At 46.0% G+C, this 26117-nt stretch carries 29 protein-coding genes; 7 read left to right on the top strand and 22 right to left on the bottom strand.

Annotated features, from left to right (window positions below; translation table 11 throughout):
* Window positions 1-16: 16 nt before the first annotated feature.
* The 4 genes from AS030_RS03035 to ddlA all read right to left on the bottom strand — a co-directional run bounded on the left by AS030_RS03035 (window position 17) and on the right by ddlA (window position 3200).
* Entirely contained in the window at window positions 17-271 is a 255-nt protein-coding gene (locus AS030_RS03035) for a hypothetical protein (RefSeq protein WP_061968245.1), read from the bottom strand.
* Between the two features lie 246 nt (window positions 272-517).
* Entirely contained in the window at window positions 518-1318 is an 801-nt protein-coding gene (locus AS030_RS03030) for an ABC transporter ATP-binding protein (protein WP_061968242.1), read from the bottom strand.
* Between the two features lie 336 nt (window positions 1319-1654).
* Window positions 1655-2059 (bottom strand): dehydroquinate synthase/iron-containing alcohol dehydrogenase family protein, encoded by a 405-nt coding sequence (locus tag AS030_RS22840; protein WP_074440447.1) that lies wholly within the window; start codon window positions 2057-2059, stop codon window positions 1655-1657.
* A gap of 46 nt (window positions 2060-2105) precedes the next feature.
* Window positions 2106-3200 carry a D-alanine--D-alanine ligase gene (gene ddlA / locus AS030_RS03020; protein ID WP_061968238.1) on the bottom strand — a complete coding sequence of 365 codons (1095 nt, stop codon included), beginning with the start codon at window positions 3198-3200 and terminating at the stop codon, window positions 2106-2108.
* Window positions 3201-3390: 190 nt separating this feature from the next.
* On the opposite strand from ddlA, the gene AS030_RS03015 reads away from it, so the two are divergent.
* A complete protein-coding gene (locus AS030_RS03015; protein ID WP_061968235.1) occupies window positions 3391-3825 on the top strand; it encodes a VOC family protein in 435 nt (144 codons plus the stop codon).
* 417 nt (window positions 3826-4242) lie between these two features.
* Here the strand turns inward: AS030_RS03015 and AS030_RS03005 are convergent, their stop codons facing one another.
* From AS030_RS03005 to AS030_RS02995, 3 genes are all read right to left on the bottom strand, one after another.
* Window positions 4243-4791 carry a GNAT family N-acetyltransferase gene (locus AS030_RS03005; protein WP_061968230.1) on the bottom strand — a complete coding sequence of 183 codons (549 nt, stop codon included), beginning with the start codon at window positions 4789-4791 and terminating at the stop codon, window positions 4243-4245.
* The gene (locus AS030_RS03000) at window positions 4788-5186 is read right to left on the bottom strand and encodes a YybH family protein (RefSeq protein WP_061968228.1); all 399 of its coding nucleotides are present in this window, start codon (window positions 5184-5186) and stop codon (window positions 4788-4790) included. Before AS030_RS03000 ends, AS030_RS03005 begins: the two co-directional genes overlap by 4 nt.
* Before the next feature lie 111 nt (window positions 5187-5297).
* Window positions 5298-7730, bottom strand: a complete 2433-nt coding sequence (locus AS030_RS02995; protein WP_082635682.1) for an SH3 domain-containing protein — start codon at window positions 7728-7730, stop codon at window positions 5298-5300.
* Window positions 7731-7905: 175 nt separating this feature from the next.
* Here AS030_RS02995 and AS030_RS02990 point away from each other — a divergent pair, with 175 nt between their 5' ends.
* Window positions 7906-8529, top strand: a complete 624-nt coding sequence (locus AS030_RS02990) for a LysE family translocator (protein WP_061968225.1) — start codon at window positions 7906-7908, stop codon at window positions 8527-8529.
* 36 nt (window positions 8530-8565) lie between these two features.
* On the opposite strand, the gene AS030_RS02985 is transcribed toward AS030_RS02990, so the two are convergent.
* The 5 genes from AS030_RS02985 to AS030_RS02965 form a co-directional block, all read right to left on the bottom strand.
* Window positions 8566-10335 carry a glycoside hydrolase family 2 protein gene (locus AS030_RS02985; protein ID WP_061968223.1) on the bottom strand — a complete coding sequence of 590 codons (1770 nt, stop codon included), beginning with the start codon at window positions 10333-10335 and terminating at the stop codon, window positions 8566-8568.
* A 21-nt stretch (window positions 10336-10356) separates the two neighbouring features.
* Window positions 10357-10773: a DUF4064 domain-containing protein gene (locus AS030_RS02980; protein WP_061968220.1), complete on the bottom strand. Its 417-nt coding sequence runs from the start codon at window positions 10771-10773 to the stop codon at window positions 10357-10359.
* A 12-nt stretch (window positions 10774-10785) separates the two neighbouring features.
* On the bottom strand, window positions 10786-11622 hold the full coding sequence (locus AS030_RS02975; protein ID WP_061968218.1) for a carbohydrate ABC transporter permease: 837 nt from the start codon (window positions 11620-11622) through the stop codon (window positions 10786-10788).
* Between the two features lie 13 nt (window positions 11623-11635).
* On the bottom strand, window positions 11636-12481 hold the full coding sequence (locus AS030_RS02970; RefSeq protein WP_240482268.1) for a carbohydrate ABC transporter permease: 846 nt from the start codon (window positions 12479-12481) through the stop codon (window positions 11636-11638).
* Window positions 12482-12648: 167 nt separating this feature from the next.
* Window positions 12649-13917 (bottom strand): extracellular solute-binding protein, encoded by a 1269-nt coding sequence (locus AS030_RS02965; protein WP_061968215.1) that lies wholly within the window; start codon window positions 13915-13917, stop codon window positions 12649-12651.
* 362 nt (window positions 13918-14279) lie between these two features.
* Between AS030_RS02965 and AS030_RS02960 the strand changes: the two genes are divergently transcribed.
* Window positions 14280-15203 carry an ArsR/SmtB family transcription factor gene (locus AS030_RS02960; RefSeq protein WP_061968213.1) on the top strand — a complete coding sequence of 308 codons (924 nt, stop codon included), beginning with the start codon at window positions 14280-14282 and terminating at the stop codon, window positions 15201-15203.
* A 152-nt stretch (window positions 15204-15355) separates the two neighbouring features.
* On the top strand, window positions 15356-15964 hold the full coding sequence (locus tag AS030_RS02955) for a YdeI/OmpD-associated family protein (protein WP_061971475.1): 609 nt from the start codon (window positions 15356-15358) through the stop codon (window positions 15962-15964).
* 224 nt (window positions 15965-16188) lie between these two features.
* On the opposite strand, the gene AS030_RS02950 is transcribed toward AS030_RS02955, so the two are convergent.
* The gene (locus AS030_RS02950; RefSeq protein ID WP_061968210.1) at window positions 16189-16815 is read right to left on the bottom strand and encodes a YczE/YyaS/YitT family protein; all 627 of its coding nucleotides are present in this window, start codon (window positions 16813-16815) and stop codon (window positions 16189-16191) included.
* 70 nt (window positions 16816-16885) lie between these two features.
* Window positions 16886-17533 carry a YdeI/OmpD-associated family protein gene (locus AS030_RS02945; protein WP_061968207.1) on the bottom strand — a complete coding sequence of 216 codons (648 nt, stop codon included), beginning with the start codon at window positions 17531-17533 and terminating at the stop codon, window positions 16886-16888.
* A 124-nt stretch (window positions 17534-17657) separates the two neighbouring features.
* On the opposite strand from AS030_RS02945, the gene AS030_RS02940 reads away from it, so the two are divergent.
* The 3 genes from AS030_RS02940 to AS030_RS23405 all read left to right on the top strand — a co-directional run bounded on the left by AS030_RS02940 (window position 17658) and on the right by AS030_RS23405 (window position 18700).
* Complete coding sequence (locus AS030_RS02940; protein ID WP_061968205.1) at window positions 17658-18011, top strand: VOC family protein; 354 nt, start codon at window positions 17658-17660, stop codon at window positions 18009-18011.
* 9 nt (window positions 18012-18020) lie between these two features.
* Window positions 18021-18488, top strand: coding sequence for a GNAT family N-acetyltransferase (locus AS030_RS02935; protein WP_061968203.1), 468 nt, complete (start codon window positions 18021-18023; stop codon window positions 18486-18488).
* Between the two features lie 86 nt (window positions 18489-18574).
* Complete coding sequence (locus AS030_RS23405; RefSeq protein WP_129476920.1) at window positions 18575-18700, top strand: YfhE family protein; 126 nt, start codon at window positions 18575-18577, stop codon at window positions 18698-18700.
* 44 nt (window positions 18701-18744) lie between these two features.
* Here AS030_RS23405 and AS030_RS02930 read toward each other — a convergent pair whose 3' ends face one another.
* From AS030_RS02930 to madL, 8 genes are read right to left on the bottom strand one after another with little or no spacing between them, the layout of a single operon-like run.
* On the bottom strand, window positions 18745-19371 hold the full coding sequence (locus tag AS030_RS02930) for a malonate decarboxylase holo-ACP synthase (protein ID WP_061968200.1): 627 nt from the start codon (window positions 19369-19371) through the stop codon (window positions 18745-18747).
* Entirely contained in the window at window positions 19362-21047 is a 1686-nt protein-coding gene (locus AS030_RS02925) for a biotin-independent malonate decarboxylase subunit beta (protein WP_061968198.1), read from the bottom strand. The genes AS030_RS02930 and AS030_RS02925 overlap by 10 nt, the downstream gene beginning before the upstream one ends.
* Window positions 21034-21339: a malonate decarboxylase subunit delta gene (locus tag AS030_RS02920; protein WP_061968195.1), complete on the bottom strand. Its 306-nt coding sequence runs from the start codon at window positions 21337-21339 to the stop codon at window positions 21034-21036. Before AS030_RS02920 ends, AS030_RS02925 begins: the two co-directional genes overlap by 14 nt.
* Window positions 21320-22192: a triphosphoribosyl-dephospho-CoA synthase gene (locus AS030_RS02915; RefSeq protein ID WP_061968193.1), complete on the bottom strand. Its 873-nt coding sequence runs from the start codon at window positions 22190-22192 to the stop codon at window positions 21320-21322. The genes AS030_RS02920 and AS030_RS02915 overlap by 20 nt, the downstream gene beginning before the upstream one ends.
* On the bottom strand, window positions 22192-23844 hold the full coding sequence (gene mdcA, locus AS030_RS02910) for a malonate decarboxylase subunit alpha (protein ID WP_176716373.1): 1653 nt from the start codon (window positions 23842-23844) through the stop codon (window positions 22192-22194). The genes AS030_RS02915 and mdcA overlap by 1 nt, the downstream gene beginning before the upstream one ends.
* Before the next feature lie 22 nt (window positions 23845-23866).
* Window positions 23867-24796, bottom strand: a complete 930-nt coding sequence (gene mdcH, locus AS030_RS02905; protein ID WP_061968190.1) for a malonate decarboxylase subunit epsilon — start codon at window positions 24794-24796, stop codon at window positions 23867-23869.
* 27 nt (window positions 24797-24823) lie between these two features.
* Complete coding sequence (gene madM / locus AS030_RS02900; RefSeq protein ID WP_061968187.1) at window positions 24824-25588, bottom strand: malonate transporter subunit MadM; 765 nt, start codon at window positions 25586-25588, stop codon at window positions 24824-24826.
* Window positions 25585-25992, bottom strand: coding sequence for a malonate transporter subunit MadL (madL, locus tag AS030_RS02895; RefSeq protein ID WP_061968185.1), 408 nt, complete (start codon window positions 25990-25992; stop codon window positions 25585-25587). Before madL ends, madM begins: the two co-directional genes overlap by 4 nt.
* Window positions 25993-26117 lie beyond the last annotated feature (125 nt).

Raw genomic sequence — 26117 nt, 5'->3', positions numbered from 1 at the left:
GGGGACGTTTTGCTGTTTATCCTCTATAGATGTTGTAAAGGGAAAAACCTATGATCAGCATAGAATAGGAGATCCCTGTTTTGAGACCGGCCGGTATTTTTGATCTCTCGAATTTTCCTGCAGCAAAAAATGCAACAAACAATACAGGAAGCATTAACCACCACAAGGCCCATTGCTGAGGTGTAACACTTACAATAAGATAAGCTATCCCTACACAAAAGGCTGTGTCTCGGTATTTTTGAAAAAAGTTCTTAGTATCTTTTCTTTCCATTGTTCCTCCTACTGCTTAAAACGTGTATCCATTTGTTCTTCAATCTTAAAGTCATGATCAACGAGCATGACCGTATCTACACGATACTTGGGCTTCAGATATCTGAAGGCTTCATGAGCTCTCTCGATACCGTTCCCCCTTCATATACCTTTCCTTCTGATCCGCCTCTTCCATGACATTTTTTAAGAAAAGCACGCCTGAATGGAGCGTGCTTTTTCAAGATGTTTTAATGTAGTTGTTAACCATTTAGCTGAGTGAAAATCTCCTTTGCTGGATCGTTAGCCAAGGTCGATTTTCCTCCCAATGTACATTTACTTGCATTTTATAGGTCTCGGATAAGGATTCACTTGTTAACACTTCTTGTTTCGGCCCCGATGCAACGATTTGCCCATCACGAAGTAATAAGACATGCGTAATCACATCGGAAATTTCCTCAATATGATGAGTCACATAAAGTAAATGGCTATTTTTTTGGACGATGTCATCCATTAAACCTAGCACTTCTTCACGAGAAAACACATCTAATCCTGTACACGGTTCATCGAGTATGAGAATTTGAGGATCACACATTAACGCACGGGCAATGAGGACTCTTCGTTTTTCTCCTTGTGATAATTTGTTGAAGGTCTTCCCATTTAAATAATCTAAACGCAGTACAGTAAGTAAAGAACCTGCTTTTTCCCAGTCTTCATCCGTAACTTCTTCATATATACCAAAGGAAGCAAATTTACCACTCACCACAACTTCTTCCACAGTTTCCTGCTCTAACAGTTGTGAAAATTTCTCTAACGAACTGCTCACATACCCTATTTTCTTTCGCAGATTAGGCAGGTTGGTCTTTCCAAATTCATTTTCCAGGACGGTAACCTTCCCTGTAGTAGAAAAATGATAGCCTGTCACAATATTTAATAATGAAGTTTTACCAGAACCGTTTAACCCCAGAATGGCCCAATGCTCATTTGTTTTTACTTCCCAATTAATCTCACTCAGTATATTTTGGCCATCTCTTCTCCATGATACATCCTCAAAGCTAATAACTCTCTCCACGCCATATCACCTCCAAATGTAATGTGTTTTGCATCAAAGAACATGACTATCTCTTGGACCGTATAAACCTGTTCATCTTCTCTTTTACATATTTCAAAGTTAACATAAACCGAAAATAATGTAGTTTTCAACCTTAAGTTTAAATTAGTATTGATTATTTTTAAAAAAGTAAATCACAAATTCATAAGAATAAGCTTTGTTCAATACTCAGCACCTTAATAGGTTATTTCACCTTCATTATTCTCAGCCAAAAATCTGAGGAATACAAAAACGAACCTGGGCAATATAAGGTTCGTCTTTTCCTCCAATCGTAAATGACTGTTTGAACATTGAATATTAAAGGATTCCGTTATATGCGTTTTCAATTATTTCTTTTATATCTTTGCTGCTGGTCAATCTTGGATTTATTAAAACATTTCCACTTCTCATTGAGTCTTCAACCGGTTTTGGCAACACATCTAACGATACATGAAGGTCTTTTATATTTGAAGGGATATTTAATGTGTTATTTAATTTTATAATAGCCTGAATTGCTAGTTCTGCTGCTTCTTTAACAGGAATCCCATCAGTCTTTTCACCTAATGCCTTTGCCATGTCTACCATTTTGTCAGGGCATGCTGGTAAATTGAATCTAATAACAAATGGTAACAGTGTAGCATTAATTCCATGTGGTACATTAAATACTCCGCTAAAAGTATGTGAAAAAGATTTAGTATAGGAATAAAAAATAGCCCTTCTCACAACGGAAGGGCTATTTTTATCGATTGAGGATCTGAGCAGATCCCACTCAGTCCACAGAATTCCTCAGCAGCGCATCTCTTTCGTGTCGTTCAATCGCCAAGGCGATCAATTTGTCGATAAGTTGACTGTATGGAATCCCGCTTATTTCCCAAAGCTTGGGATACATGCTTATTTTCGTGAAACCGGGGATCGTATTTACTTCATTAATGATGATGTCCTGTTCATTGACGAAAAAATCCACCCTTGCAAAGCCCTCGCAGTTTAACGCCTGAAAGGCTTGAATGGCAGTCTCCCTGATCTTTGCTGTTAACGGTTCACTCAGCTTTGCTGGAATTTCCAATACCGCTCCGTTTTCATCGATATATTTAGCCTCATACGAATAGAACTCTCCGTTGGAAACAATTTCTCCGGGTACAGAAGCCAAAGGCTCTTCATTGCCGAGCACCGAGCACTCGATTTCTCTGCCATTGATTCCTTCTTCAATTAATATCTTATGGTCGAATTGGAACGCCTCTTCCACTGCTCGTGTAAATTCCTCTTGTGACTGCACTTTACTTACCCCCACTGAAGAACCTTGGTTGGAAGGCTTTATAAATAACGGCAATCCTAGATCTTTTACTACTGCATCAAAGCTTATTTTGTTCTTTGTTGCTCGTGTATACGTATGTGACTTAGCGACCTTTAACCCGGCATCTTTTAGCAGCCGTTTCGCTATGTCCTTATCCATACAAACTGCAGAGCCAAGAATATTGGAGCCGACAAAAGGGATGTTCGCCATCCGGAGCATTCCCTGAATGCTTCCATCCTCCCCTAATGTCCCGTGAAGGATGGGAAATACAACATCAAGTTGGCTCAAGCTTTTTGTTGTATTTAAACTCATCAACTGATTCTCGCTTTCTCCAGGAACTACCGCAATGCCATGATTGGTTTTATTTAGTTCAATTAACTTTGCATCGTCTGCGTTGAGCAGGAATTGAGAAGCATTATTTAAATGCCATCTTCCTTCCTTATCAATGCCGATTAACGTGACTTCATATTGATCCTGATCGATTGCTTCGAGCACATTTTTCACCGACTGTAAGGAGACCTCATGCTCAGCAGACTTTCCTCCAAAGATCAATCCAACCTTTTTCTTCTCCATTCAAACACCACCTGTCAGGAATCTTATATCATCGTCATTTTATTTTGTTCGTTTTAAAAATTCGTTTCCAGTTTCTATTATATAACCGCTAACCCCGTCCTGAAAATAAGAAGGATTCGTAAACAGTCGAATAGAATCCTTTAAAGAATCATGTGATCGGCAAAAAAAAGGAATAAAGGAGATGGTGGCTATGAAGATCCAGAGAATAGACCATGTGGGTGTTGTCGTAAATGATCTGGAAGCGGCCAAAGCGTTTTTTCTCGATTTTGGACTTGAGATTCTGGGGGAAGCTGAAGTGGAAGGAGAATGGGCCGAACGGATTATTGGACTTACAGACGTTAGAGAGACGGTTGTTATGTTTGGGATGCCAGACGGAGAGACAAAGCTGGAGCTGGTAAAATTTCATACGCCCTCAGCTGAAAAAGGGATTCAGCCGTCTTTGAACACGTTGGGTATTACGCATATAGCATTTGCCGTTGAAGACATTGAAGGTATTGTTGCCAAAATGAAAAAGAAAGGCACGGAAACTGTTGGTGAGATTCAGCAATATAAAGACAGCTATAAGTTATGTTTCGTACGTGGACCAGAGGGAATTATTTTAGAGCTGGCAGAGAAACTCAAGTAAATAGCCTTTTGGACAGCAGCCACTTTTCAAAGGAAAAGTGGCTGTAATGTGCTTTTTTCATTTATTTAATTAGCAAGTTGGATATGAAGCCGTTCATTTTCTAAAAAGGCTAAAACCGTTTCTTTAAATTTTTCGGGCTCCTCTAAATCAGGGAAATAACACAAGTTCACTATTGCTTAGTTCTTTGTGAATGAGTTTTGAAATCGGAATTCCTGTATTACGATCAAATACACCTGTCGTAATCAAGGTTTGTTGTGATATGTCTCTCAGCCGATCTATTAAAGGGATGGAAAGTGGGAACTTTTGTAATGCCTTAAACATAAGACCTGTATTCACCAGGCTACTTTCCTCCCACATGTCCCTATTTCTTCTTCCCCTGCCAGTTCATCCATTAAAATGTTCATGCTGTCCCCCCTATCAATGATTTAATAGTTTCCCCATCAGAATCGTATTATAATAGTTTCCGTTGGATAAGCGCTTATCGTATTTCAAGACCCCTTCAGTTTCAAACCCCAATTTTTCATAAAGTGCTATTGCTTTAGTGTTTGTCTCCAAAACGGAGAGCGATATTTTTTTGATATCCTGTGCATCAGCCCAGTTGATCGTTTCCTGCAGGAACATCTTACCGATCCCGTATCCCCAAAACTCTTTCAACACACAAACACCGAACTCAACTTTATGCGAAAGCCGCCGTAAGGGGCTCCCTTCACATCTGGCGAATCCAGCAATTCTTCCATCCACATCTGCCACCAAAAACAAATGATTGAGGGCTTCAGTATCCTTCTTTATGATCGAAAGGAAACCCGCCTCATCAATGTACCCTTCCCCTTGTTCCCGGTCCATGTTCTCGGTTTCGCCATCGATTTGTACACGCGCCTCTGATAGGCTTTTTGCATCGTGTTCCTTGGCGGACCGGATGATGTACTTTATATCACGTACTGAACATTCCTTTGGATCGATCTTCATATTTTATCTATTCCGATCAACTCAGTCCCATACGAGTTATCAATCGCACACAACCATTCACCCTCTGTATTTTTTCGGAACACATAGGTCGCTTTTCGCTCCATGGAATAGGTAGTTTCTTCTTTATCCGAGGCGAGAAGTGTTTGGGAAAGAACGAGCGCGGTGTCTCCCGCTTCCAAGATCATCATCTCTCCCTGTTTGGGTTCAATGCTGTTTTTGAAATAAGCGGCGATGGCGATGAATGCTTTATTGATTTCAGCCTTCCCGTTTGCCACCATTCCCGGTTTAACTACTAGAACCGCATCCTCCGTATAGTAGTTCATGAGGAAATCGAAATCCTCCTGTTTGATGGCGAGATCACACTTCCTGATGATTTCTTTTAATTCATGCTCCATTTTCTTTCCTCCTTACTCTCCATAGTTCCATCCATTATAATCCTTAGAAGGAAAGAAAATCTATATAAAAAAAGAGACGCCGCTTTTGCGATACGCCTCAACACTTGCTTGCTACTTTGTTTTATAAACCGGGATCTCCAGATCGATGCTGTAATTGTTCAACAAACTGTACAGGTTATAAATCTGTCTTACCTGTTTCGACGCCCACCCAATATCTGTTGCGTATTGATGGGATGGATAACCCAGTGCTTCTGCAGCCGATGGATTCCATCGCATCTTATAAATGGTATCCTGCTTTTTGTTGATGTAGCCCATGGCTATAAAGCGCGCTCCGCCGACAATCGCATCTTCCGGGGTAAACCAGCCGGCATTATACGCATAGGCTGCACCGTTTTGCACTGCGTTGCCATCATTGGCCCCGATTCCGTACATATTATACACGGTTCTACCATTATATAGGACTCCTGTGGCCAGCTGTGACCGGCCATTACCTGTTTCAAGCAACGCATGCGAAATCAAATAGATGTCGTTCACGCCGTAAAGGTTTCCTGCCTTGATAAAAGAAGAAGCTTTGCCTTCTAAAATTCCTTTACCGGAAAGAATGCGCTGGTTTACTTCTGCCGTGTTCAAGTTGGCGGTTTGAGACAGTTTCACAAATTGATAGGATTTTACAGGATCGTCCTTAAAGTTGTTCGGATCCAGATAGTACTTTACATCCTCAGGACTGGCATTTACCCAGTTATCCTTGATTTCCACCTGATACCAAATATGGCCGTCCGAACCTTTCACCTGGGAAAGGACCTTCAGCTGTTCTCCCCTTCTCACTGTTGTGATTTTCCAGTAGTTCGTTCCAGCTCCACCACGAATGTTCCAATCTCCAAGGACCGTGCCATAAATCGAGCTTGTTATTCGAATAGCGTCTTCACGGATATAGCTTTTGTATTTTTGGTCGGTTTGTGGAGAAGCACCCATCTGAAGCTTGACCATCTCGTCGAGAGTGAGATTATACTTTTGCTCCGTTTCAGAAACCGCTATGCCATCGGGGGAACCTAGCTTTTCCTTCAGGTAAGAGGTACTCACATAGCCAGTCTTGCCATTGGCAGAGATTTTGGACCAGCTGCCAGATTGGGAAAGGAGCGTAACCGCTGTATCTCTTGCCAGCTTTGTAACGACTGCAAACGTTGTCCCTGGACCTGATCTCACGTTGAGACTTGAAGAAGCATCTACATCGACAAACCGAACGACCGTTTCAGGTTCAGAAGGCTTTGGAGCTGGTGACGGTTTTGCAGTGCCTGGCTTAGTCGTGGTGAGGTATTTTGTGCTCACATAACCCGTGCTACTGCCGGCTTTTACCTTGGCCCAGCCGTTGGATTCGGAATAAACAGTGACTTCCTCCCCGTCTTTTAACGTTTTGATGACTGCCGAATTCGTCGTCCCGGCTTTTCTTAAGTTCAATGCGCCGCTTACTTTTACATACTTTGTGGTCGTTTTCGTTTCGGGTGCTGGAGTTGGTTTCGGCCTTGACGTACTGCCAGACTTGGTGGCAGTGAGGTATTTTGTACTCACATAGCCGGTGCTGCCGGAAACTTTTACTTTTGCCCACCCGTTGGACTCCGAATAAACGGTCACTTTTTCTCCATCATTGAGTGTTTTGATGACAGAAGATTTGGTAGTCGCACCTTTTCTTAAATTCAGGGCACCGCTTACCTTTACATACTTTGTGGTGGTTTCCGGTTCAGGTGCTGGAGTTGGAGCAGGTTTTGGCTTTGACGAACTGCCAGGCTTTGTTGCAGTGAGATATTTTGTACTCACATAGCCGGTGCTGCCGGAAGCTTTTACCTTTGCCCACCCTTTGGACTCGGAATAAACAGTGACGGTTACTCCGTTTTTCAGCGTTTTAATGACTGCCGAATTGGTCGTGGCTGCTTTTCGTAAGTTTAAAGCTCCGCTGACTTTCACATATTTGGTTGTCGTTTTAGATGAGGAAACTGCTGCAGGCTTGCTTGTTGAACCCTTTGAAACCGTGTTCGATGGTTTGGAAGATGATAGATACTTTGAGCTTACATAGCCATTCTTGCCGTTTGCGTTAATTTTGGCCCAACCACCTGTTTCGGAAAATACCGTCACCTGTGTCCCTTTTGCCAATTTAGCTATGACAGACGCACCTGTGGATGCGCTCTTACGTAAATTCAAAGAACCTTCACTCACCTTAACGTACTTGGTGGTGGTTGCAACTTTGGTGGCGGTGGTGGCCAAGGTGATCAAATACTTGGAGCTGACATAGCCATAGCTGCTCCCTACCTTAAGCTTGGACCATCCTTTTGATTCTGAATAAACAGTTACCTTTACTCCTTTAACAAGCTTTCCAATGATGGGAGAGCTGGTGTTGGCGCTTTTGCGAACGTTCAGACTTGAACCTGACTGGACATTCACGACCTTCTGCTTAATTTCCTGAGCCGATGCGGGATCCGCCTCGATTGCCTGATATAAGGCTGTGGTAGAAAGCACGGCCAAACAAAAACCTGGGATGACTAATTTCTTCATTTCATTCTCCTCTGCCTATGTAGTCTTGAATCAGAAAAAAATCTGATTCTTCCCTTCATATCGGTAACTTTTGGCAGAGTTTAATGAAAAAACTAGAAAAATAGAGAATAATTTACCATAAAAATTATCCTTTTGTATGGTAAACTAGTGAAAATTTATCCTGGAGGTACATCTAATGGAAGTTGTATCCATACTCTCGTTTTTAGCCGCAGCCATCGTGCTGACCATTATGCCCGGGCCTGATAATTTATTTGTTTTGGCTCAAAGCATAGCCAAAGGTAAAAAGGCCGGAATCAGCACCGCCCTCGGCCTTTGCACCGGTCTCATCGTACATATTAGTGCCGTGACTGCTGGTTTATCCGCCGTCATCTACCAATCAGCGGTTGTTTTCTCGATCATCAAATATGCGGGGGCTGCGTATCTCTTGTTCCTGGCCTATAAGTCATTTCGGGAAAAAAACAGTCAGTTTACCCTCACCAGTGCAGATACACTGAATTACACAGCACTGTACAAACGAGGCATCATTATGAACCTGTTAAACCCTAAAGTCTCTTTGTTCTTCCTTGCCTTCCTGCCGCAGTTTGTCAATTATCACAGCGGACATGTGTCATTGCAAATGCTCACTTACGGAATTCTTTTTCTGCTTCAGGCTCTGCTGCTTTTTACGCTTATTAGCATCTTTGCTGAAAAAGCCGGAAACTTTATACGTAAAAATCCGAGGGTATCAAGCAAGATTAACTTCATTCAAGGAAGTTTATTTACGTTGATCGGTCTTAAGATTGCTTTTAGTCAGAGATAAGAAATGCACCTCCTGTTATAAAGGAGGTGCATTTTTTCAAACCGAAACGGGTTTGTTTCTATTAATCTCGTTAATTTTGGATAAATCCACTTTCGGCTTTCGGTCTTCTGTCAGCAGCCCGTTCACTTCCTGCTGGACATCCGTGATCTGGGTGTAACAGAATCCGCATATATAATCCAGGCTCATGATGGCTTCAGTTATAGACGCATAGCGGTCGAGGAACTCCTTCTCGTTCTTCACCTGGTCTCCATAACCCCAGCCTTCTTCGGAAGTGAATGCAATACCGCCATATTCACTGATGATGATCGGCTGTCCTTTATATTCGTACCCCTTGGCCATGGCATGCTTGGATTTATTAAAGGCGATCTCATTGCCCACCACTTTTTCCTTATCCCGATACCGGTTAAGGAACTCGTCTCCGTACTCCACATAGTCATGAAGCGTGATGATGTCAGATACCGTATGCTCCCATCCATCATTCACGATAACCGGCCGCATGCTGTCGATCGCTTTCGTAAGATGGTAGATACCTTCAGTAAACTTTTGCTGTTTCTCATTGGTAAAAATGTTCTTAACACCCCACGATTCATTGAACGGAGTCCACGTAATAATGCTCGGATGATTGTACTGCTGCCGTACAACTTCAAGCCATTCTTCTGTAAATTGTTGAACTGCATCGTCAGAGAAGGCGTAGGTTGCCGCCATTTCTGACCAAACGAGCAACCCTTTTTTGTCCGCCCAGTAAAGAAAGCGCTGGTCTTCCACTTTCATGTGTTTCCTTACACCATTGAACCCCATCTCAAGCGTTTTTTCGATATCCAGGATGATCGCTTCCTCTGACGGCGGAGTTAAATGGGTTTCTTCCCAGTACCCCTGATCCAGAAGCAGCTTTTGATAGATCGGGACATTATTCAATAGAATGTTCCCATTTTGAATGGATATCTTTCGCATGCCGAAATAGGACTGCACCCTGTCGAGCTCCCGATCTCCGTCAAAGAGAGTGAATTCCACATCATACAGGTGCGGATGTTCAGGGCTCCACTGCATCACTTTCCATTCATGGATTTCACTGGCGAGGCTCACTTTCATACTGGCGTGCTCACGGTCAACCTGCAAACTGAAATCTTTAACAGGCTTCCCATCAAACGTAATCGCTGTTTTCAAGGTTAGATGTTGCTGCTGGCCGGCATGAACCAGCTTATACTCGAATTCCACTGATTCGTTATCCACATCCGGTGTGGTTTTCACGGATTGAATATGGGTTTCATGCAAAAATTCAAGCCAGACAGTTTGCCAGATCCCTGTGGTCTGTACATACCAGCAGCCGAAATTTTTATCGATCCACCGCTGCTTCCCTCTCGGCTGATGTTCACTCAGGCTGTCTTCTATTTTCACCACCAGATTATTTTCTTTTTCTTCATTAATATAGTTCGTGATGTCAAAAGAAAAGGCTGTATACCCCCCTTTATGCTCGCCGGCAAAAATACCGTTCACCCACACCTTCGTCACATAGTCCGCGCCCTGAAAATGAAGGAGGACGCGCTGGCCGGCAAATTCCTTGGGTACTTCAACCGATTTTTGGTACCAGACATAAGGGCAAAATGTTTCCTCCTGGATGCCGCTTGCCTTCGTTTCATATGTAAAAGGCACGATGATTTTCTGATTAAGATCGGTTTTCTTGTACCATGCTTCTTTTTCACCCGCATTCTGATGGTCGAATTGAAAGTTCCATTCTCCATTCAGATTCAGCCAATCGTTTCGTTGAAATTGTGGACGAGGATATTCCTTTCGTACAGTTGCTTCCATTAATAACAGCTCCTTGATTGATTAGTAGGGTTTAGAGGAGAGGTTCAGCCTCGAAATGGATTTGTTTTTGGCGAGTGCCAATATTCCCGCGGAGAGAAAAAGGACGGCACCGATAAAATCCATCAAAAAGTAGGATGAGACACCCAGCACGAGAAACCAGATCGAGCGCTTGACCTCCACTTTGTCATCCTTCAGGGACCGGACAAGATAAAGATTGACGATGCCCAGGATCACGAAAAGCATGCCAAAGGTGACAGTAAAGCTATATAAACTTCCGAATAAGGACTGCATGGCTTTCACCTGCGCAAAGCTTGTGTCATGAATGCTGCTGCCCTTTGATTTGATATACGATCCATACGCAAAAATGGTAAGCAGACCCGAAAGAATCTGCCAACTGGATCCAATGACGACGAGCTTCCGTTCCAGTTTTCGGTTCAAAACGGATTCCTCCTATCCTTTTACGCCAGATGTTAGTGACATGGACTGCAGGAAATAGCGCTGTGTAAAAAGATACAGAATAAAGGTCGGCACGATGGCGATGAGTGCCGCTGACATCGCATGTCCGATATCCGTGACATACATTCCTTGCAGCAGCTGCAAGCCCGGTGTGATCGGCATCCGGTCAATATCGTTGAACACGATGGACGGCCACAAAAAGTCGTTCCAGGAACTTGTAAAGGTGAACAGCGCCACAACCGTCAGAACCGGTTTGATGAGTGGCAGGGTCACCTTTGTGTAGATCTGAAAATCATTCGCGCCGTCGATCCGGGCGGATTCATCCAGCTCCAAGGGGATGCCGATCATGAATTGACGAACGAGAAAAACGTTAAAGACGGCTGCTGCTCCCGGCACAATTGCCGCCCAATACGTGTTCACCCATCCGAGGGTATCAATGATTTTATAGAGCGGTATCAGGTTCACGACTGCCGGAAACATCATGGATGCCAGCAGCAAGGAAAACAGCCAGTCCCTTCCTTTAAATCGCAGCCGGGTATATCCATAGGCAGCCATGGAAACCACCACCAGAACGAGGACCGTCTGTGTCACCGATATGATCATCGAATTCATGAACCACTTGGCGACGGGCGTACTTGAATTATCAAAAAGAAGGTCCTGATAGTTGGTAATCACCCAGTGAACGGGAAGCATACTGAAGCCATACGATTGGATATCGATCTCGTCTTTAAAGGATGAAAAAAAGGCCCAGGCCAAAGGAAAGATCCAGATTAATGTCATACACAGCAAAAATATGAAGGAAATAAGGGTGGAGATGTTTAATTTTTTCAAGCTGTTCCGCCTCCTACTTCTTTTCTCTCAATAAGAAGAATTGAATGATCGAGACCACCATAATACAGAGCCCGAGAATGACTGCCATCGCCGAACCGATTCCGGCAATGGATTGGCCGGAGCCAAACGCATTCTGCCGGATGTACATGAGGAGTACCGTTGTTGTGCCGGAAGGTCCACCCTTGGTCAGCATGAGCGCCTGTCCGTAAACGTTAAACTGCGCAATCGTGGTGATAACCACGGTGAACAAGAGCTGATTCTTGATGCTTGGTAAGGTGATGTGAAAAAACTTTTGGATCCTGCCAGCTCCATCAAGGGAAGCTGCTTCATAATAATCTTTGGACACCCCGTTTAAAGCCGCCTGATAGATGATCATGTTTCCACCGATTCCCCACCAGACGGTTACAACGACGAGCGCGACCCACGCATAAGGCTGTGTGCCCAGCCAATTGGGAGCAGAATCAAAATAATGATTGATCGGACCAAACGATACATTAAACATCATGGACCAGATAATCATGACTGCCGAAATGGAGAACAAGACAGGCAGGTAAAAAATCGCCTGGAACACCTTGCTTCCTCTCGGCTTCACATGAAGGGCCGCTGCCAGCAGCAAAGGAATGATGATACACGCTGGGACCGTAAAGATCACAAACTTGAACGTGTTCCCTAGCCCCGTATGCAGCTGGGTGTAAAAGGTGGATTCTTTGTTAAACAGGATTTCCTTATAGTTATCCAGCCCCACAAACTCCGGAGTGTTGATCAAGTCCCAATTCGTAAACGATATATACACGCCAAAAAAGATCGGAATGAGAAAGAATAATGCAAACAGCAACAGATGCGGCCCAATGAAAACCATTGGCATCACGTTGAATCCCTTTCGGCGCGGCTTCAGGCTGACTGGTGACAGAACGTCGACTCTCTTGTTTTCTGTTAGTTTTACATCCATATTTACTCTCCTGTTCTCGTTTAGTAGAGGGCGATAGAGGGACTCCCCCAATCGCCCCCTCGCAGAGACCCGGCTGGTTACTTATCCTGGGCAATCTTGTCTTCTACTGTTTTTTGCGCACTTTTCAATGCTTTATGAATATCTAGTTTTCCGAAGACCGTATCATTGCCGATCTTGTCCAGCTGTTCAGAGACATAGCCGTTGTATTTGTAGTCAAAGATTTTGAGCGACTTCTGCTCTGTCGCATCCTTCACTAGGAACGACTGCGGCATTTTTTGATAATCGGGGTTATCAAGAGTTGCCAGGGCTGCAGGGTTTTGTCCCGCTTCCGCCCATGGAAGTGAATTATCCTTTACCCAGTCAATGAACTTCATGACGCCTTCTGTTTTCTTTTTGTCGCGTTCCGGATTTTTCAACAAAACAAACTGGTGAGAAGAGCTCCAGTTCACCATCTTGTTCTTGTCATCGCTTAGCTGCGGGAAGTTGGTCATACCCCAATTAAGATTCTTGGCAGTCTTCACATCATTCTGCATCCAGATGCCCTCCGGATAGAAGATCGCTTTACCTGACTTGAAGGTCTGCCCCGCATCCTGGCCGTCTTTATTGGTAATGCCTGATTTGACCATGTCATTGTATAGCTTGAGGGTGTCGGCTGCTTTGTCCGTGTCCAAAGTAGGCTGTGTGCCATCGCTTGTGATACTGCCGCCCATTTGGCTGTACACCGAAAGGAAGGTTGGCTTCATCCAGGTGACCGGCATAGCAATAATTTTGTCCTTTTTCGCTTTCGCACCCGCTGCCTTGATCTCATCGTAGGTTACGATGTTGTCATCCAGAGCGTTCGGAGCATATTTTTTCACCAGATCTTTGTTGTAGTACATGACAAAGCTATGTACATCCAACGGAACGCTGTATCGTTTATTATTCAGACTGCCGATATCCCAGCCTGCTTTAATATAATTTTCCGCTTTAATGTCAGGATATTTGGAGAGATAATCATCCATCGGGACGAGCATGTCCTTGTCCACGAATTGCTTGATCCGCTCCGCATGAACAATGTTCAAATCAGGAATGTTTCTTTTGGAGTTAACCACCGTTGGGATTTTGGCATACATATCGCCTTCTGCCAGTGAGATGTTTTTTACTTTATACTTGGGATTGGTTTTGTTATAGGCATCGACCATTGCCTTCATATTTTTTCCGTCAGGTCCTGTGAACGGGTTCCAGAAAACGATCTCGTTCTTCCCTCCGGCTGAGCCCGATGAAGACTTCGAACTGCACGCTCCTAAGGAAAGCAGTAAAACAAGTAAAACGAATCCGCTGACGATTACTCTTACTCTCTTATTCATATTGATCTCCCCTTATCTTTTTAATTAAAGCGCTTACATTACTGGCATACTAAAAAAAACAGTTTCTCATTTACTCTGTAACCCCGTCCCCCTTTTCTTAATATTCCGATAATTTATGGTGCAAGTCTTGGCTGCAGATTCTGTTTGTTATTTTGCAGTTAATTAATACAAATATCTTGTTTGAAACATAATATCTGTATTAATTGTTAAGATAAACCTTTCTTTTTGATAAGTCAATATCTTTTTTAGTTAGTAAATTATTGTTCAAACTCTAAAATTGTCTTTGTACAATCGTATTTATATTTTATGATTGACCCATAAGTGAACGTGTTCATAACCAAACAGATAGGGGTTGCATTACATTGCTGGAACTAACCATTGATGAATCCGATACACTGATCAAAGTCGCTCATGCGCTTTCATCCAAAGTCAGAATTGATATTCTAAAATTATTAAATCAAAAGAAAATGAATGTGAATGAAATAGCCGAAGAACTCAATTTGGCGGTCTCCACCATTGCCCTAAACGTTCGGGTTTTGGAAAAAGCGGGGATCATCTACACTGAGATGCTTCCGGCAACGAGGGGCACCATGAAAGTATGCTCAAGGGTATTTGATGATATACACATGGACCTCAGGATGAATTTCAATTACGAGATTAAGGAAAATGTCTATGAACTGGAGATGCCGATCGGCCATTATACCGATTCGGACATCTCGCCCACCTGCGGCATCATTACAAAAAACGGGGTGCTCGATCCTTTTGATGAGCCAGAGCTTTTTTACCATCCCGAGCGGGTAAACGCCCAGCTGGTCTGGTTTCGAAAAGGATACGTAGACTACCGGTTTCCATTGCAGCTCCCGCCAAAGGCGAACATCCAATCCGTGCAATTTTCCATGGAGATCTGTTCGGAAGCCCCTCAATACAATCATGAGTGGCCTTCTGATATCACCATCTGGGTAAACAACAAAGAAATCTGTACCTGGACATGTCCTGGGGATTTCGGGGAAAGAAAAGGAATCCTGAACCCGATCTGGTTCCCAACCGACGGGCACACCCAATACGGACTTTTGAAGACGTGGAAAATCAACTGGGAAGGAAGCTTTCTGGACGAAGTGCGGGTGTCCGATGTGACATTAAAAGACGTTCTTGTTGATAAACAAAAGCACTTGAACTTCAGAGTGGGCATCAAATCAGACGCTGTAAATATCGGCGGAATCAACCTGTTCGGAAACATGCTCGGCGATTACCCGCAGGATATCTTGATGAGGATTTTGTATTCATAAATGTTATATCAGAAAAACAAAAAGAGCCATTCTCCAAGTTGAGAGAATGGCTTAAACTTCTCATCCAAAATCCGGTTGACAGAATACCATTTTCTGTCACATTATAAATTAGACACCAATCGTAAATGATTTTTACTGACTGCAATCGAAAAATGGAAGAGGAGTGTTTCTCGATGACAAATCCCAAGGTTGAAGCATTTTTTAGTCGATCGAAACAGTGGAAGGAAGAATTTGAGAAGCTGAGAAGTATCGCTCTTAGCTGTGAAGAGTTGACCGAAGATTTTAAATGGATGCACCCCTGTTACACGTTTGAGGGAAAAAATGTCGTGTTAATCCACGGGTTTAAGGAATATTGTGCCCTACTGTTTCATAAAGGGGCCCTTCTGCAGGATCCCCAGGGGATTCTCATACAGCAAACAGAAAATGTCCAGGCAGCACGGCAGATTCGTTTCACCAATGTGCAAGAGATAGCTGAATTGGAGCCCTTCATAAAGGAGTATATTCAACAAGCGATTGAGGTAGAAAAAGCCGGTTTGTCAGTTGACTTTAAAGAGAGTAAAGAATTCACCATCCCAGAAGAACTTCAATTGAAATTCGATGAAAATCCTGACTTGAAGACAGCTTTTCAAGACCTGACCCCGGGACGCCAACGAGCCTATGTGCTTTATTTCTCCCAGGCCAAGCAACCCAAAACCCGACTGTCCAGAGTGGAGAAATATACGCAACATATCCTGGAGGGAAAGGGATTAAATGATAAGTAATTTTGAGTAAAAAGCGGAGCAAATTGCTCTGTTTTTTTGTTGGTCAGCCCTTGGGCAGAAGTCTGAATCTTCAATTATGCTTAATATCATCTAATTCCGCCCAATTATTTAAAATTATGCTCAATCAACTCTCATTTCCGCTCAATTCCCATCAAGTTTCGCTCAATTATCGCCAAATAGAAAAGCCTCTCCCTTTTTGGGCAGAGGCTTTAACACTATTCCTATTAAACTTTAAACGTTTCCCTCAAATTTTCATGGTTTACAGCGGTGATTTCAAAGGCAAACATCCGAAAGACGAGTTGGACAAACAATCCGAGACCAAAAGCGGTGATCACGGTTCCCGGCCCCAATGGACCGCCGAGCAGCCATCCGATAACAGCGATCGAGCATTCCAGCGATGATCGGCATACCCCGATTGGAAGTCCGGTTCTCCTGCGGATCGAGACCATGAGCGAATCACGGGGGCCTGCTCCAAACCCTGAACCGATATAAAAATAACTGCCGAGTGCCGTGGTGAACAAACCGAGCACCACAAATCCCAAACTTCCAGGCAAGCCGTTCGCCTTTGGAAGGAGATTCGTCCATAAAATAAAATCCATGAATAAACCAATCAGCGCCATGTTTGCAAGCGTCCCGATGCCGATCTTTTCTTTCAAGAGTATAATCAACAGCACGATAACGACGCTTACAAGGACCGTCGCCTGCCCGATCGTGAGAGGCATCCAGTGGGTAAGCCCTGCCTGAAATACCTCCCACGGACCAAAGCCCAAATTGCCTTTCATGACAAACACCGAACCCAGCGCAAACAAAAAAAGACCGAATATAAGCCTGGCGATACGCAACCCCTTCATCTTCTTCTCCCCATATCCCTTTTTAATGTCACATTATACGTTGTATTTTCAGAAAAATATAATATCTTGCTTACTTCTTTTTCTGCCTGAACAGGTCGAGCGATTTGTACCCTTTCGAAAGGATATCGACCATTTGATGGTAACGCTTATTCCGGGTCTGCTCCTGCTTCGCTGAAAAGATATACCGTGCCCAATCTTTTTGGTAGCCCGGTGTCAAGCTTTGATAAAAGTCCAGTTCCTTTGGATGGCTAGCGAGCAATTGCTCAATATCTTTCACATACTGTTCGTAATCCGAAACCGATTGGCTTGCTTTGGACTTTGCGTTTTTCTTTTTCTCCCGCTTCAATCCAACAACCGTAAAAACCTCATCCATACTGACCATCCGTGCAAATTTGATATCACTGCTCCCCACATATCCGTCCTCACCGACATTCATTGCCGGAAATAGTTCATCTCTGTGGACAAACGTTGAATATCGCTTGTTCCCCTTTTTCGGATAAGCAAAAAAGAGATATCCCTTCTCGGTTAATGGTTCCTGTTGAATGATGGCCTCCATATGCTTCACCATCTCCTCCAACGTTTCAACAAAAATAAAAATGGCATCATGCTCTTTTGTAATCTCAGTAGGCTGATTGGTGAACACATCATAATCCTCTGGCTGATTAACGACAGCCATGTTCTGGTACTTTGATAGTTTTAATTTATCGATGATGGTCATATGCAGCTCCTTCGTATTCTTTGTTAAATGATGATACTTCGATTATATAATAACCTGCAGGAGGATTACCGGACGAAATGAGGAATGTAATAGATTGGAAGCTACCAAGTCAGGAGGATTTTATATGAACAGCCCTGTATTAAACGAAATTGGAACGGTTTTTATTCCTGTAAGCAACATCGAACGGGCACGCGATTGGTACTGCGATCTATTGGGTGTGCCGGCAGATGATGAAGTACAGTTTGGCCATATTTATGTTCTTCCGATGAAAGGTTCGGGAATAGTACTGGACAGCAAGATTTATTCGCCGGATCTCATCGCAAAAACACCGTTGTTCCATTTCAATACTCATCACATTGAAGAAGCCCATGCCTATATGTTAAACAAGAACGTAGATGGATTAACCGAGATCCAGCATGGGCATTATTTTAATTTTCAGGACCCGGACGGCAACTGCCTGATGGTTTGTAAATGCTAAGGAGGATTTATGTCTTTGATTCAGCTTATCGAAATTAACGCAGAAAACTACCGCGAAGCCCTGGAGCTGTCTGTCCATCCCGATCAGGCAAGGTTTGTATCATCGGCTACTCCGCCGGTTGCCATGGCGCTCGCGAAAGCCTACATACGGCCAGAGAACCGGGTGGTTGAGCCCTATGGCATCTATAACGGCGACGAGTTAGTAGGATTCTTGAACCTTCATTATACGCCCGAAAGTCAGGACGATTATTGGATCTTTCACTTTTTTATCGATAAAAGGTTCCAGCGAAGCGGCTTTGGTGCTCAAGCCTTAAATGAAGTGGTTAAAAAACTGAAACAGCAGCATCCCTCTGCCCACCGTCTGCGCCTGACGGTCCATACAGAGAACCTGTCAGCACAATCCTTTTATAAAAAGTTCGGTTTTAGGGACGACGGCACCCTTACTTATGGAGACCCAACGTATTCTTATCTTTTTTAAGCAAGCGGCTTGGCCAGTGACGTTTTCTTCTTTTGATGCAGAGAATTAAAATACTATAAGACATCAATGATGAAGGGAGAACTGAAATGAAGGCTAAGAATCAGCTTTATCGCGATTTTACCGACAAAAATAATGGTTTATTCAGTACACAAGAGGTTCTCTACAAAAAAGCGTTTAAGAAGGCCGCAAAGGCTGATCAAAGTAATAAGTAATAAAGAAAACAGAAACAGGCTGCGACTCAGGTCGCAGCCTGTTTTTAGTGTTCACTCCACGGATCCTTTACGAGCATCGGACCGTTCACCGTTTTCAGAAGCAGGGAATCCTGTCCTCGGGAGTATTCAGCCAGCGAGCAGGCGCCCTTTCCCGTTTCCAATTGAACATCAATATGCACGGGAAATTGGCTGAGTTCCTGAACCAGCCTTTTTGCCTTGTCCATCGGCAGCGGTTGGTCACTACGAATAACGAGATCCAGATCACTGCCAGCATGGGCAGTATCGAGTCCGGAGGCAAGCTCAAACCCAACACTCCCGGTCGGTCCCCAGATCATCTCTTCTGACGTCATTAACTCGTCCACCCGATCAAGCACCTCGATCGCCACAATCGAAAGTCTTCGATCGGTCTGTTTCCATGGCTTCTCCTTTGTCAGCTGTTCCGGTGAAATCACGATGGAACATTCTTCCTCTGGTAAAAAACAGCCGAACCGCTGGTTGCGCGTCTCTCCCCTGATGCCAACCGGTACCCTGCCTTCGAGTCCCGCAGCCCGTCGGACCACAACAAATGGTTTATCGGTGAGTTCCCCGGTCACCCACTCCGGCACCTCGGTCAAACAGACCAGTTTTGAAATGTCGTCAACGCGAATGATGTCGTGCGTTCTTATTTCCATTGTTCCGCCAGCTTTTTTCTCACTTTGATTGAAGCTTTTCTCCCACCATTTACTGCATTTTCCGAGGTTAGCCGGTTCTTTAGATCTGGTCCGCCTTCTCTAATGTTTTCCACCGTTTCCACGAGTTTCTTTCGAACGGCTTCCACTTCTTCTTGTGAAGGTGAGTCAGCATCGATTCCGCTGATCAGTGAAGAGAGCACTCCAAGGCTGTTGAAGGAATTGATGTCATAGGCCATGGCCGGTACTTTATTCGTGGCTTCTTCCAGTTCCTCAATCGTCCGGCGTGTAACTCGTGCAGCAGATTGCTTGGACATGGCATGCACATTCACTCCAACATCATCGAGGGCCAAAATGCGGTTCGCCTGGAAGCCGTGGGACAAGAAAGCCCCGGAAATTGCATTTCCGACGATCAGGGCAATGACCGGGTGGCCATTCAGCCTTGCCGATGCATACGCATTGACTGCAGCCGCACACGCCTGATGGATCGCAAAAAGCTCTTCTTTATGTCCGTATGCCTGGCTTGGAACATCAATGATAGCCACAATCGGACGAGGAGTCCCGCCTTGATCGGCTTCCATTGATTCCCGAACATAACGAGCGATGCTCCAGCCTTCAAGAAGACCGACTTCCCCATGACGAACCCGGGGAAAACCGTGGTGAACATCCGGCACTATCGAAAGGAACCGCGCTGTTTCATCTCCGAGCTTCGCATCTGCACATAAAACAGATCGAACATCCTCGCTTAAAGAATGCGGATCTCCTGTTAACGCTTGAAACCATGTTCGTCCCCTGCTCTGTTTTTCTTCTTTAGAAGTTGAAGGTGCAGGCTCAAACGCTGGTGATCCGGAACCTTGCTGATTGATGATTTCCCTGGCACTTGCCGGGCTCCATTCTGCTGTCGGATCCACGCTTTTGATGAGAGAAAGATACTTTTCCACCTGTGCACTTCGTGGCTCATCTTCTGTTGGCTGCATAAAGGAAACGATACCTTCTTTTATGATCTCTACATCATCGTCTGCCAGCATGTCGGCAAACCCGGTGGCGACGCGCTGTTCCCCGCCGATTGTTCCCCAGATCAGCGGCCGGTCAGTGGAATCGAATTCCTCAAGTCCTGCTTCCTGCTCGATCACTTCAGGCCCGTTCAAGCCCAGACGACCTTCACGCGTCATGATAAGCTTTGAGCAAAGGCCTGCTGTGATGGACATCCCGCCAAAGCAGCCGACTTTTCCAGGAATCACTCCAATTACAGGGACCGAGTCACGCAGTTCCACGATAGCGGAACCAATTTCCGCGATGGACATCAGGCCGTAGTTCGCTTCCTGAAGCCGGACGCCACCGGTATCAAAGAGGATGATCGGATAAATGGTGTGACCTTCCTGGTTATCTTTTATGGCGAGCTCCAGCGCACCGGCAATCTTGCTTCCGGAGACTTCTCCAATTCCCCCGCCTTGAAACGCGCCTTCTATAGAAATCACAAGCGTTCGTTTGCCATCGATCTCTCCCTGGGCAATGACGACCCCGTCATCATTTTGCGGGATGATTCCCTGTGGCTCAAGGTGAGGCGATTTCATTCGCTGAAACGGATCAAGCAGCTCATGTAACGTACCTTCATCAAGCAAAGCCTGTACCCGCTCTCTTGCATTCAGTTCGGCCAAACTCAGTTTAAGCTGGTTCATGGTTACGGCTCACCTCCAATGCCTGTGCCAGACGGATCGATACTACGCCTGGTGTCGCGCCAAAGTCATTGATCTCAATGTTTGCCGCTACCGGATGGGATGCAAAAAAGCGTTCCAGTACCTTATCCCATGTATCTCCAAACCCGTCACTGCCTGTCCGAATGGTCACGCTCGCTTTTTGATCGGATGACGGCTCCAGCAGCACTTCCAGGTCACCTGATGCTACCACACCAACATGCGCCCGTTTGTGGCATTCTTCCTTTGCGTCATATTCAAAATGTAACGTTTCCAACTGCCACTCCTCCTTTTAAGCTTCTCTCTTTTTGCAAGGCATCCAAAAACAACACCGCGGCCAGCAGATCAGCACTGCCTCCCGGGGAAATAAATAACTCCATCATCGTTTCATCCAGTCCGAATAGTGCCAGACGTCCTGCGGTTTTCGATGTGCCCCCGTTATCCAATACATCACTGGCACCTTTTTTGACCGCTTGTAGTGCCTTCATTCCGCCCCGGTGCAGGATGCAAGTATCATCCAGTTCACTCATGATCGCCAAAAGTGTATCTAGCCTGGCGTTGGTTTCCGAAATTCCTTTTTCTCGTGCGTTTTGTAAAAATGGCAAACCCACTTTGCACAAATGCGGAAAATTGAGCTGAGCTTCACCTTTCGCTCCCGGCACTTGATAGGCGGCTTTCACCTTTGAGCCGTTGGTGGATGCGACAGGACAATAGCGGTCTGGAAAACGGGCGATTCTGCCTGCCCGCTCTGCCACCTGCACTGGGTCGAACAATTCAGCATCACTAGCAGCCGCTGAAACCAGCAATCCCAAGGACCAAATCGCCCCTTTGTGGGTGTTGACGCCACCGGTAATACCTAGCATCACCAGCTCACCATTTCTTCCAATCGCTGCGATCTCTTCACGCAACTCCTGGCTCGGTACCCTCTCATAAGAAGCTTCCGCAATTTCAGCAAAAACAGGTCTCAAGCTCTCCGCCGACCGGTGCATCAACTTCAGTGTCAGATCATAATGTGCGCCGTTGTTCTCCTGATCAACAAGTCCCGGCTTTGGCGTGAGGTTCACTTCATCCAATAAAGCCTGAACTGCCAGTTCTGCCAGGGTTTCTGCCACCACGGTCTTTTGATCCATCACCAGCTCCTGAAGCTTGCCGGCGGGTTGTAGAGCGCTTTGGACCAGTCGACGATTTCTTCCACACTTTTTGCCGCAAGCAGAGAGCGTTTGGCTTCTGTCCGGTTCACACCAAGATCTTCTGGGAAAGCTATAAGCCCCTTCTCCCGTAAAGCCGCGGTTTGTTTCGTGTCATGCTGCAGACCGATCGGCGTCACGCCAGCCACCGCTGACAGCGCCTGTCGCCGTTCTTCCACACTGTCGCTTTTATAGAGGTAAGCGATCCCTTCTTCCGTCACCACGTGGGTCACATCATCGCCATAGATCATCATCGGAGCGGTCGCCAGATTCGCATCCAGTCCCACCTTCACTGCATCCATCGATTCCACGAACACCGGCTCATTTCCTTTTTGGAAGGTTTCCACCATCTGAACGACAAGCTTTCTTCCCCGTGCAAGTTCGTCATTGCTCGTTCTCATATCAAGCCATGCCGGTGTGGAATGCCGGCGTCCCCGCGGGTCATGTCCCATGTTCGGTGCTCCGCCAAAGCCTGCGAGCCTTCCAGACGTAACCGTTGAAGAGTTGCCGTCCCGGTCCATCTGCAGAGTGGAACCGACAAACAGATCGACCGCATACTGCCCAGCCACCTGGGACATCGCGCGGTTCGAGCGAAGACTTCCATCTCTTCCGGTAAAAAAGACATCTGGACGCGCTGCCACATACTGTTCCATCCCGACTTCTCCGCCGAAGCAATGGATGCTTTCCACCCAGCCGCTCTCGATTGCCGGGATCAACGTCGGATGCGGATTGAGTGCCCAGTGCTTGCAGATCTTCCCCTTTAATCCCAGTGACTCCCCATACGTTGGCAGCAACAATTCAATCGCCGCCGTATTGTACCCGATCCCATGATTCAAGGACTGAACCTGATGCCGCTCATACACCCCGCGGATCGTCATCATGGCCATCAACACCTGCAGATCGGTAATATGACGGGGATCACGGGTGAACAGCGGCTCCAGCTGATACGGCTTGTCAGCCACCACCACAAAATCGATCCATGAACCCGGGATATCCACACGCGGCAGCTCGTCCACCAGTTCGTTCACCTGGGCGATGACGATGCCGTCCTTAAAGGCCGTAGCTTCGACAATCGTTGGTGTCTCTTCCGTGTTGGCCCCTGTGTAAAGGTTGCCATACACGTCCGCCTGATCTGCAGCGATCAGGGCAACGTTCGGAATGAGGTCGATGAACAAACGGCCGAACAGCTCCAGGTACGTGTGGATTTCACCCATCTTCAGCTTGCGGTCCTCCAGCATCTGTGCAACCCGGAGGCTTTGCGGACCGGCATAAGCAAAATCAATTTTCTCGGCGATGCCGTATTCAAAAATATCCAGATGCTCCGGACGGGATATACTGGACATGATCATATGCAGCTTGTAGACCTTTTGAGGATCCACCTGGGTCAGCACGTGCGACAAAAAGGACGCCTGTTTCTGGTTGTCTCCCTCCAGCACCACCCGGTCACCCGGAGAGATCAGCATTTCAAGAGCTTCCACCATTTTTTCCGACGGAAGGATTTTATCTACAGCCAGCTGACTTACTTGTAAAATCTTTTTCGCTTTTTTATCCCTTCTCGTCGTCCATGAACGTTCTTCCGTTGCTTCATTTATCATATGATTCTCTCCCTTCCTGCTATCAACCATTTCTATATCTTTTGCCTAATAAAACAGCGGACTTTATGCCGCTCTCCGAAAGCGACAAGGAGCGGACTGATGGAAGCGCGGCGCCCGCCAGATCAGTGAGCACCCTGCCCGGAGGCATTTCCAGAAACAGAGTCGCTCCCATCTCCTTCATAAGCAGCGTCGCTTCGTGCCACTTGACCGACCGGGCGATGCTGACCGCTAAATCGTGCCGGATGTCCTCGCCCCTTCTGAGCGCGCGTGCGGTTGAATTGCTGAGGCACGGTATGGACGGATTCTTAAAAGGAATCTTGTACAGCTCGCCCGCCAACTCTTGTGACACCTCATGAAGCAGTTCACAATGGGAAGGAACACTGACCGGCAGAAGAAACGCTTTTCGTGCTCCTTCCTGTTTGGCCCGCTCCAGGACATACTCAATGCACCGCATGTCCCCTGCCAGTGTGACCTGATCTTCGGCATTCAGGTTGGCCGGAAAAACCGGCTGGTCTTCACTGAACGCATCACCTGTCAGCTTTAAGACCTTATCCTGCTTTAACCCGGTAACGACACCCATGCCATAGCCTTCCGGATAGGCTGCTTCCATTAATTCCGCCCGGCGTTTGACTGTAGTCAGTGCCGATGGAAAATCCATCGCACCGGCAATGACGGCAGCGGCAAACGCACCAACCGAATGGCCCGCTGCCATCTCCGGCTTCACGCCTTCCTCCAGGAGGACTCTTGCCGCGGCCACCTCCGCCACCAGCAAGCAAAGCTGAACGGAAACCGTGGATTGAAGTTTTTCCTCGGTATCAAGACGAAGAACATCCATCCCAAGGATCTCACCCGCTTCTGCGATCGTTTGATGGATCACCGGGTGATCGGGCAATTCGTGAAGCATTCCCGGAACCTGTGAACCCTGGCCGGGAAAAAGAAACGCGATGCTCACTGAATTCCCTCCGTTCTTTTAAAAATTTTAAGCAAAAAAAGCTTTCATGACGATAAAGAAAAGTGAAGGCACGATCAGACAGCCTAAGCCGGTATAAAAGGTAGCTGTCAACGCTCCGTACGGAACGAGCTTCGGATCGGTCGCAGCCAATCCGCCTGCCACACCGCTCGTGGTTCCGAGCAGCCCGCCGAACACGAGTGCCGACTGCGGATTATTCAGCCCGATGTACTTAGCAATAAACGGCGTAAACGTCATGGTGAACACCGATTTTACGAGACCGGCCGCGATGGATAGCGCCATCACTTCTGAACTGGCGCCAATCGCGCTGCCTGTCACCGGTCCGACGATATAGGTGACCGTTCCAGCTCCAATCGTAGTCAGACTCACCGCATCGGTATACCCGAATGCAAGCGCGATAACGACACCGAAAACGAAAGAAACGATAACGCCCAGAAATAAGGAGATCACGCCCCCGACTCCCGCCTTTTTAATCTCGTCAAAGCTTGCACCAAACGCGGTCGACACAATGGCAAAATCCCTGAGCATGCCGCCGCCCATAATACCGATGCCAGCAAAGATGCCGATATCAGCCAGCCCCTTCTCACCGCCTGTGTTGAGCCCTCCAAGATAGGCAACAAACAACCCGAGAATGATGGCAATCGCCGATCCGTGGATGCGCCCTCTCGTCAGCTTTGCAGAAAGAAAATACGATACATACATGATAACACCGATCAACGCAAAGGAGAGAACGAGGCCATTGTTCTTGAAAACAGAAACGAGGGTATCTATCATCGTACCGGCTCCTCCCTGTATTCTGGCGTTACTTGTTCAGTACTCCTCTGCTTCTGGCCGATCTTACTCAATATCGGTACAAGCAGAAAACTGACTGCAACCACACCTGCCCCGGCGATGAGTGCAAGGGGCCCTCCCTTAACCGCCGCCACTACATTCTGCTGGGCACTCATCGCCACAACGATTGGAATGTACATCGAACTCCAGAAGTTCAAGCCTTCCTGAGATTTCAGCTCCAGCTTTCCTCTCTTCTTTAACGCATCCACGATGAGAACGAGCAAAAGCATACCTACCCCGACACCGCCGACATTGGACTCAACGCCCAGCACGATTCCAAGCAGGTCCCCCACAAATGCACCAACCAATGTACAGATTGCCAGCAACGCAACACCATAAATCACCAACTGAAACACCTCCTGATTTTTGAAAGCGCTAACAAAATAATGGATACTGTCGACAATTTGCTTCTAAATCTGGGTGACTGAACATGGTGGGTCGTGCTCTAGCTGCTCTATCTGTTGATTTTTCT

It is taken from the genome of Fictibacillus enclensis (assembly GCF_001457035.1).
GTDB classification, from domain to species: Bacteria; Bacillota; Bacilli; order Bacillales; family Fictibacillaceae; genus Fictibacillus_C; species Fictibacillus_C enclensis.
The sequence above is the reverse complement of the archived record's forward strand: the minus strand, read 5'-3'. Positions and strand labels throughout refer to the sequence as shown.

Coding starts and splice junctions, on each gene's coding strand:
- AS030_RS02930 (WP_061968200.1), bottom strand. CDS start 19,371: ATGGAAATAAGAACGCACGACATCATTCGCGTTGACGACATTTCAAAA.
- AS030_RS02950 (WP_061968210.1), bottom strand. CDS start 16,815: ATGAAGGGGTTGCGTATCGCCAGGCTTATATTCGGTCTTTTTTTGTTT.
- AS030_RS02935 (WP_061968203.1), top strand. CDS start 18,021: ATGTCTTTGATTCAGCTTATCGAAATTAACGCAGAAAACTACCGCGAA.
- AS030_RS02990 (WP_061968225.1), top strand. CDS start 7,906: ATGGAAGTTGTATCCATACTCTCGTTTTTAGCCGCAGCCATCGTGCTG.
- AS030_RS02945 (WP_061968207.1), bottom strand. CDS start 17,533: ATGACCATCATCGATAAATTAAAACTATCAAAGTACCAGAACATGGCT.
- madM (WP_061968187.1), bottom strand. CDS start 25,588: ATGATAGATACCCTCGTTTCTGTTTTCAAGAACAATGGCCTCGTTCTC.
- AS030_RS03015 (WP_061968235.1), top strand. CDS start 3,391: ATGAAGATCCAGAGAATAGACCATGTGGGTGTTGTCGTAAATGATCTG.
- ddlA (WP_061968238.1), bottom strand. CDS start 3,200: ATGGAGAAGAAAAAGGTTGGATTGATCTTTGGAGGAAAGTCTGCTGAG.
- AS030_RS02965 (WP_061968215.1), bottom strand. CDS start 13,917: ATGAATAAGAGAGTAAGAGTAATCGTCAGCGGATTCGTTTTACTTGTT.
- AS030_RS03005 (WP_061968230.1), bottom strand. CDS start 4,791: ATGAAGATCGATCCAAAGGAATGTTCAGTACGTGATATAAAGTACATC.
- mdcA (WP_176716373.1), bottom strand. CDS start 23,844: ATGATAAATGAAGCAACGGAAGAACGTTCATGGACGACGAGAAGGGAT.
- AS030_RS02995 (WP_082635682.1), bottom strand. CDS start 7,730: ATGAAGAAATTAGTCATCCCAGGTTTTTGTTTGGCCGTGCTTTCTACC.
- AS030_RS02970 (WP_240482268.1), bottom strand. CDS start 12,481: ATGGTTTTCATTGGGCCGCATCTGTTGCTGTTTGCATTATTCTTTCTC.
- AS030_RS02985 (WP_061968223.1), bottom strand. CDS start 10,335: ATGGAAGCAACTGTACGAAAGGAATATCCTCGTCCACAATTTCAACGA.
- AS030_RS02915 (WP_061968193.1), bottom strand. CDS start 22,192: ATGGATCAAAAGACCGTGGTGGCAGAAACCCTGGCAGAACTGGCAGTT.
- AS030_RS02940 (WP_061968205.1), top strand. CDS start 17,658: ATGAACAGCCCTGTATTAAACGAAATTGGAACGGTTTTTATTCCTGTA.
- AS030_RS03000 (WP_061968228.1), bottom strand. CDS start 5,186: ATGGAGCATGAATTAAAAGAAATCATCAGGAAGTGTGATCTCGCCATC.
- AS030_RS02925 (WP_061968198.1), bottom strand. CDS start 21,047: ATGAACCAGCTTAAACTGAGTTTGGCCGAACTGAATGCAAGAGAGCGG.
- AS030_RS03035 (WP_061968245.1), bottom strand. CDS start 271: ATGGAAAGAAAAGATACTAAGAACTTTTTTCAAAAATACCGAGACACA.
- AS030_RS02955 (WP_061971475.1), top strand. CDS start 15,356: ATGGAAGAGGAGTGTTTCTCGATGACAAATCCCAAGGTTGAAGCATTT.
- AS030_RS23405 (WP_129476920.1), top strand. CDS start 18,575: ATGAAGGCTAAGAATCAGCTTTATCGCGATTTTACCGACAAAAATAAT.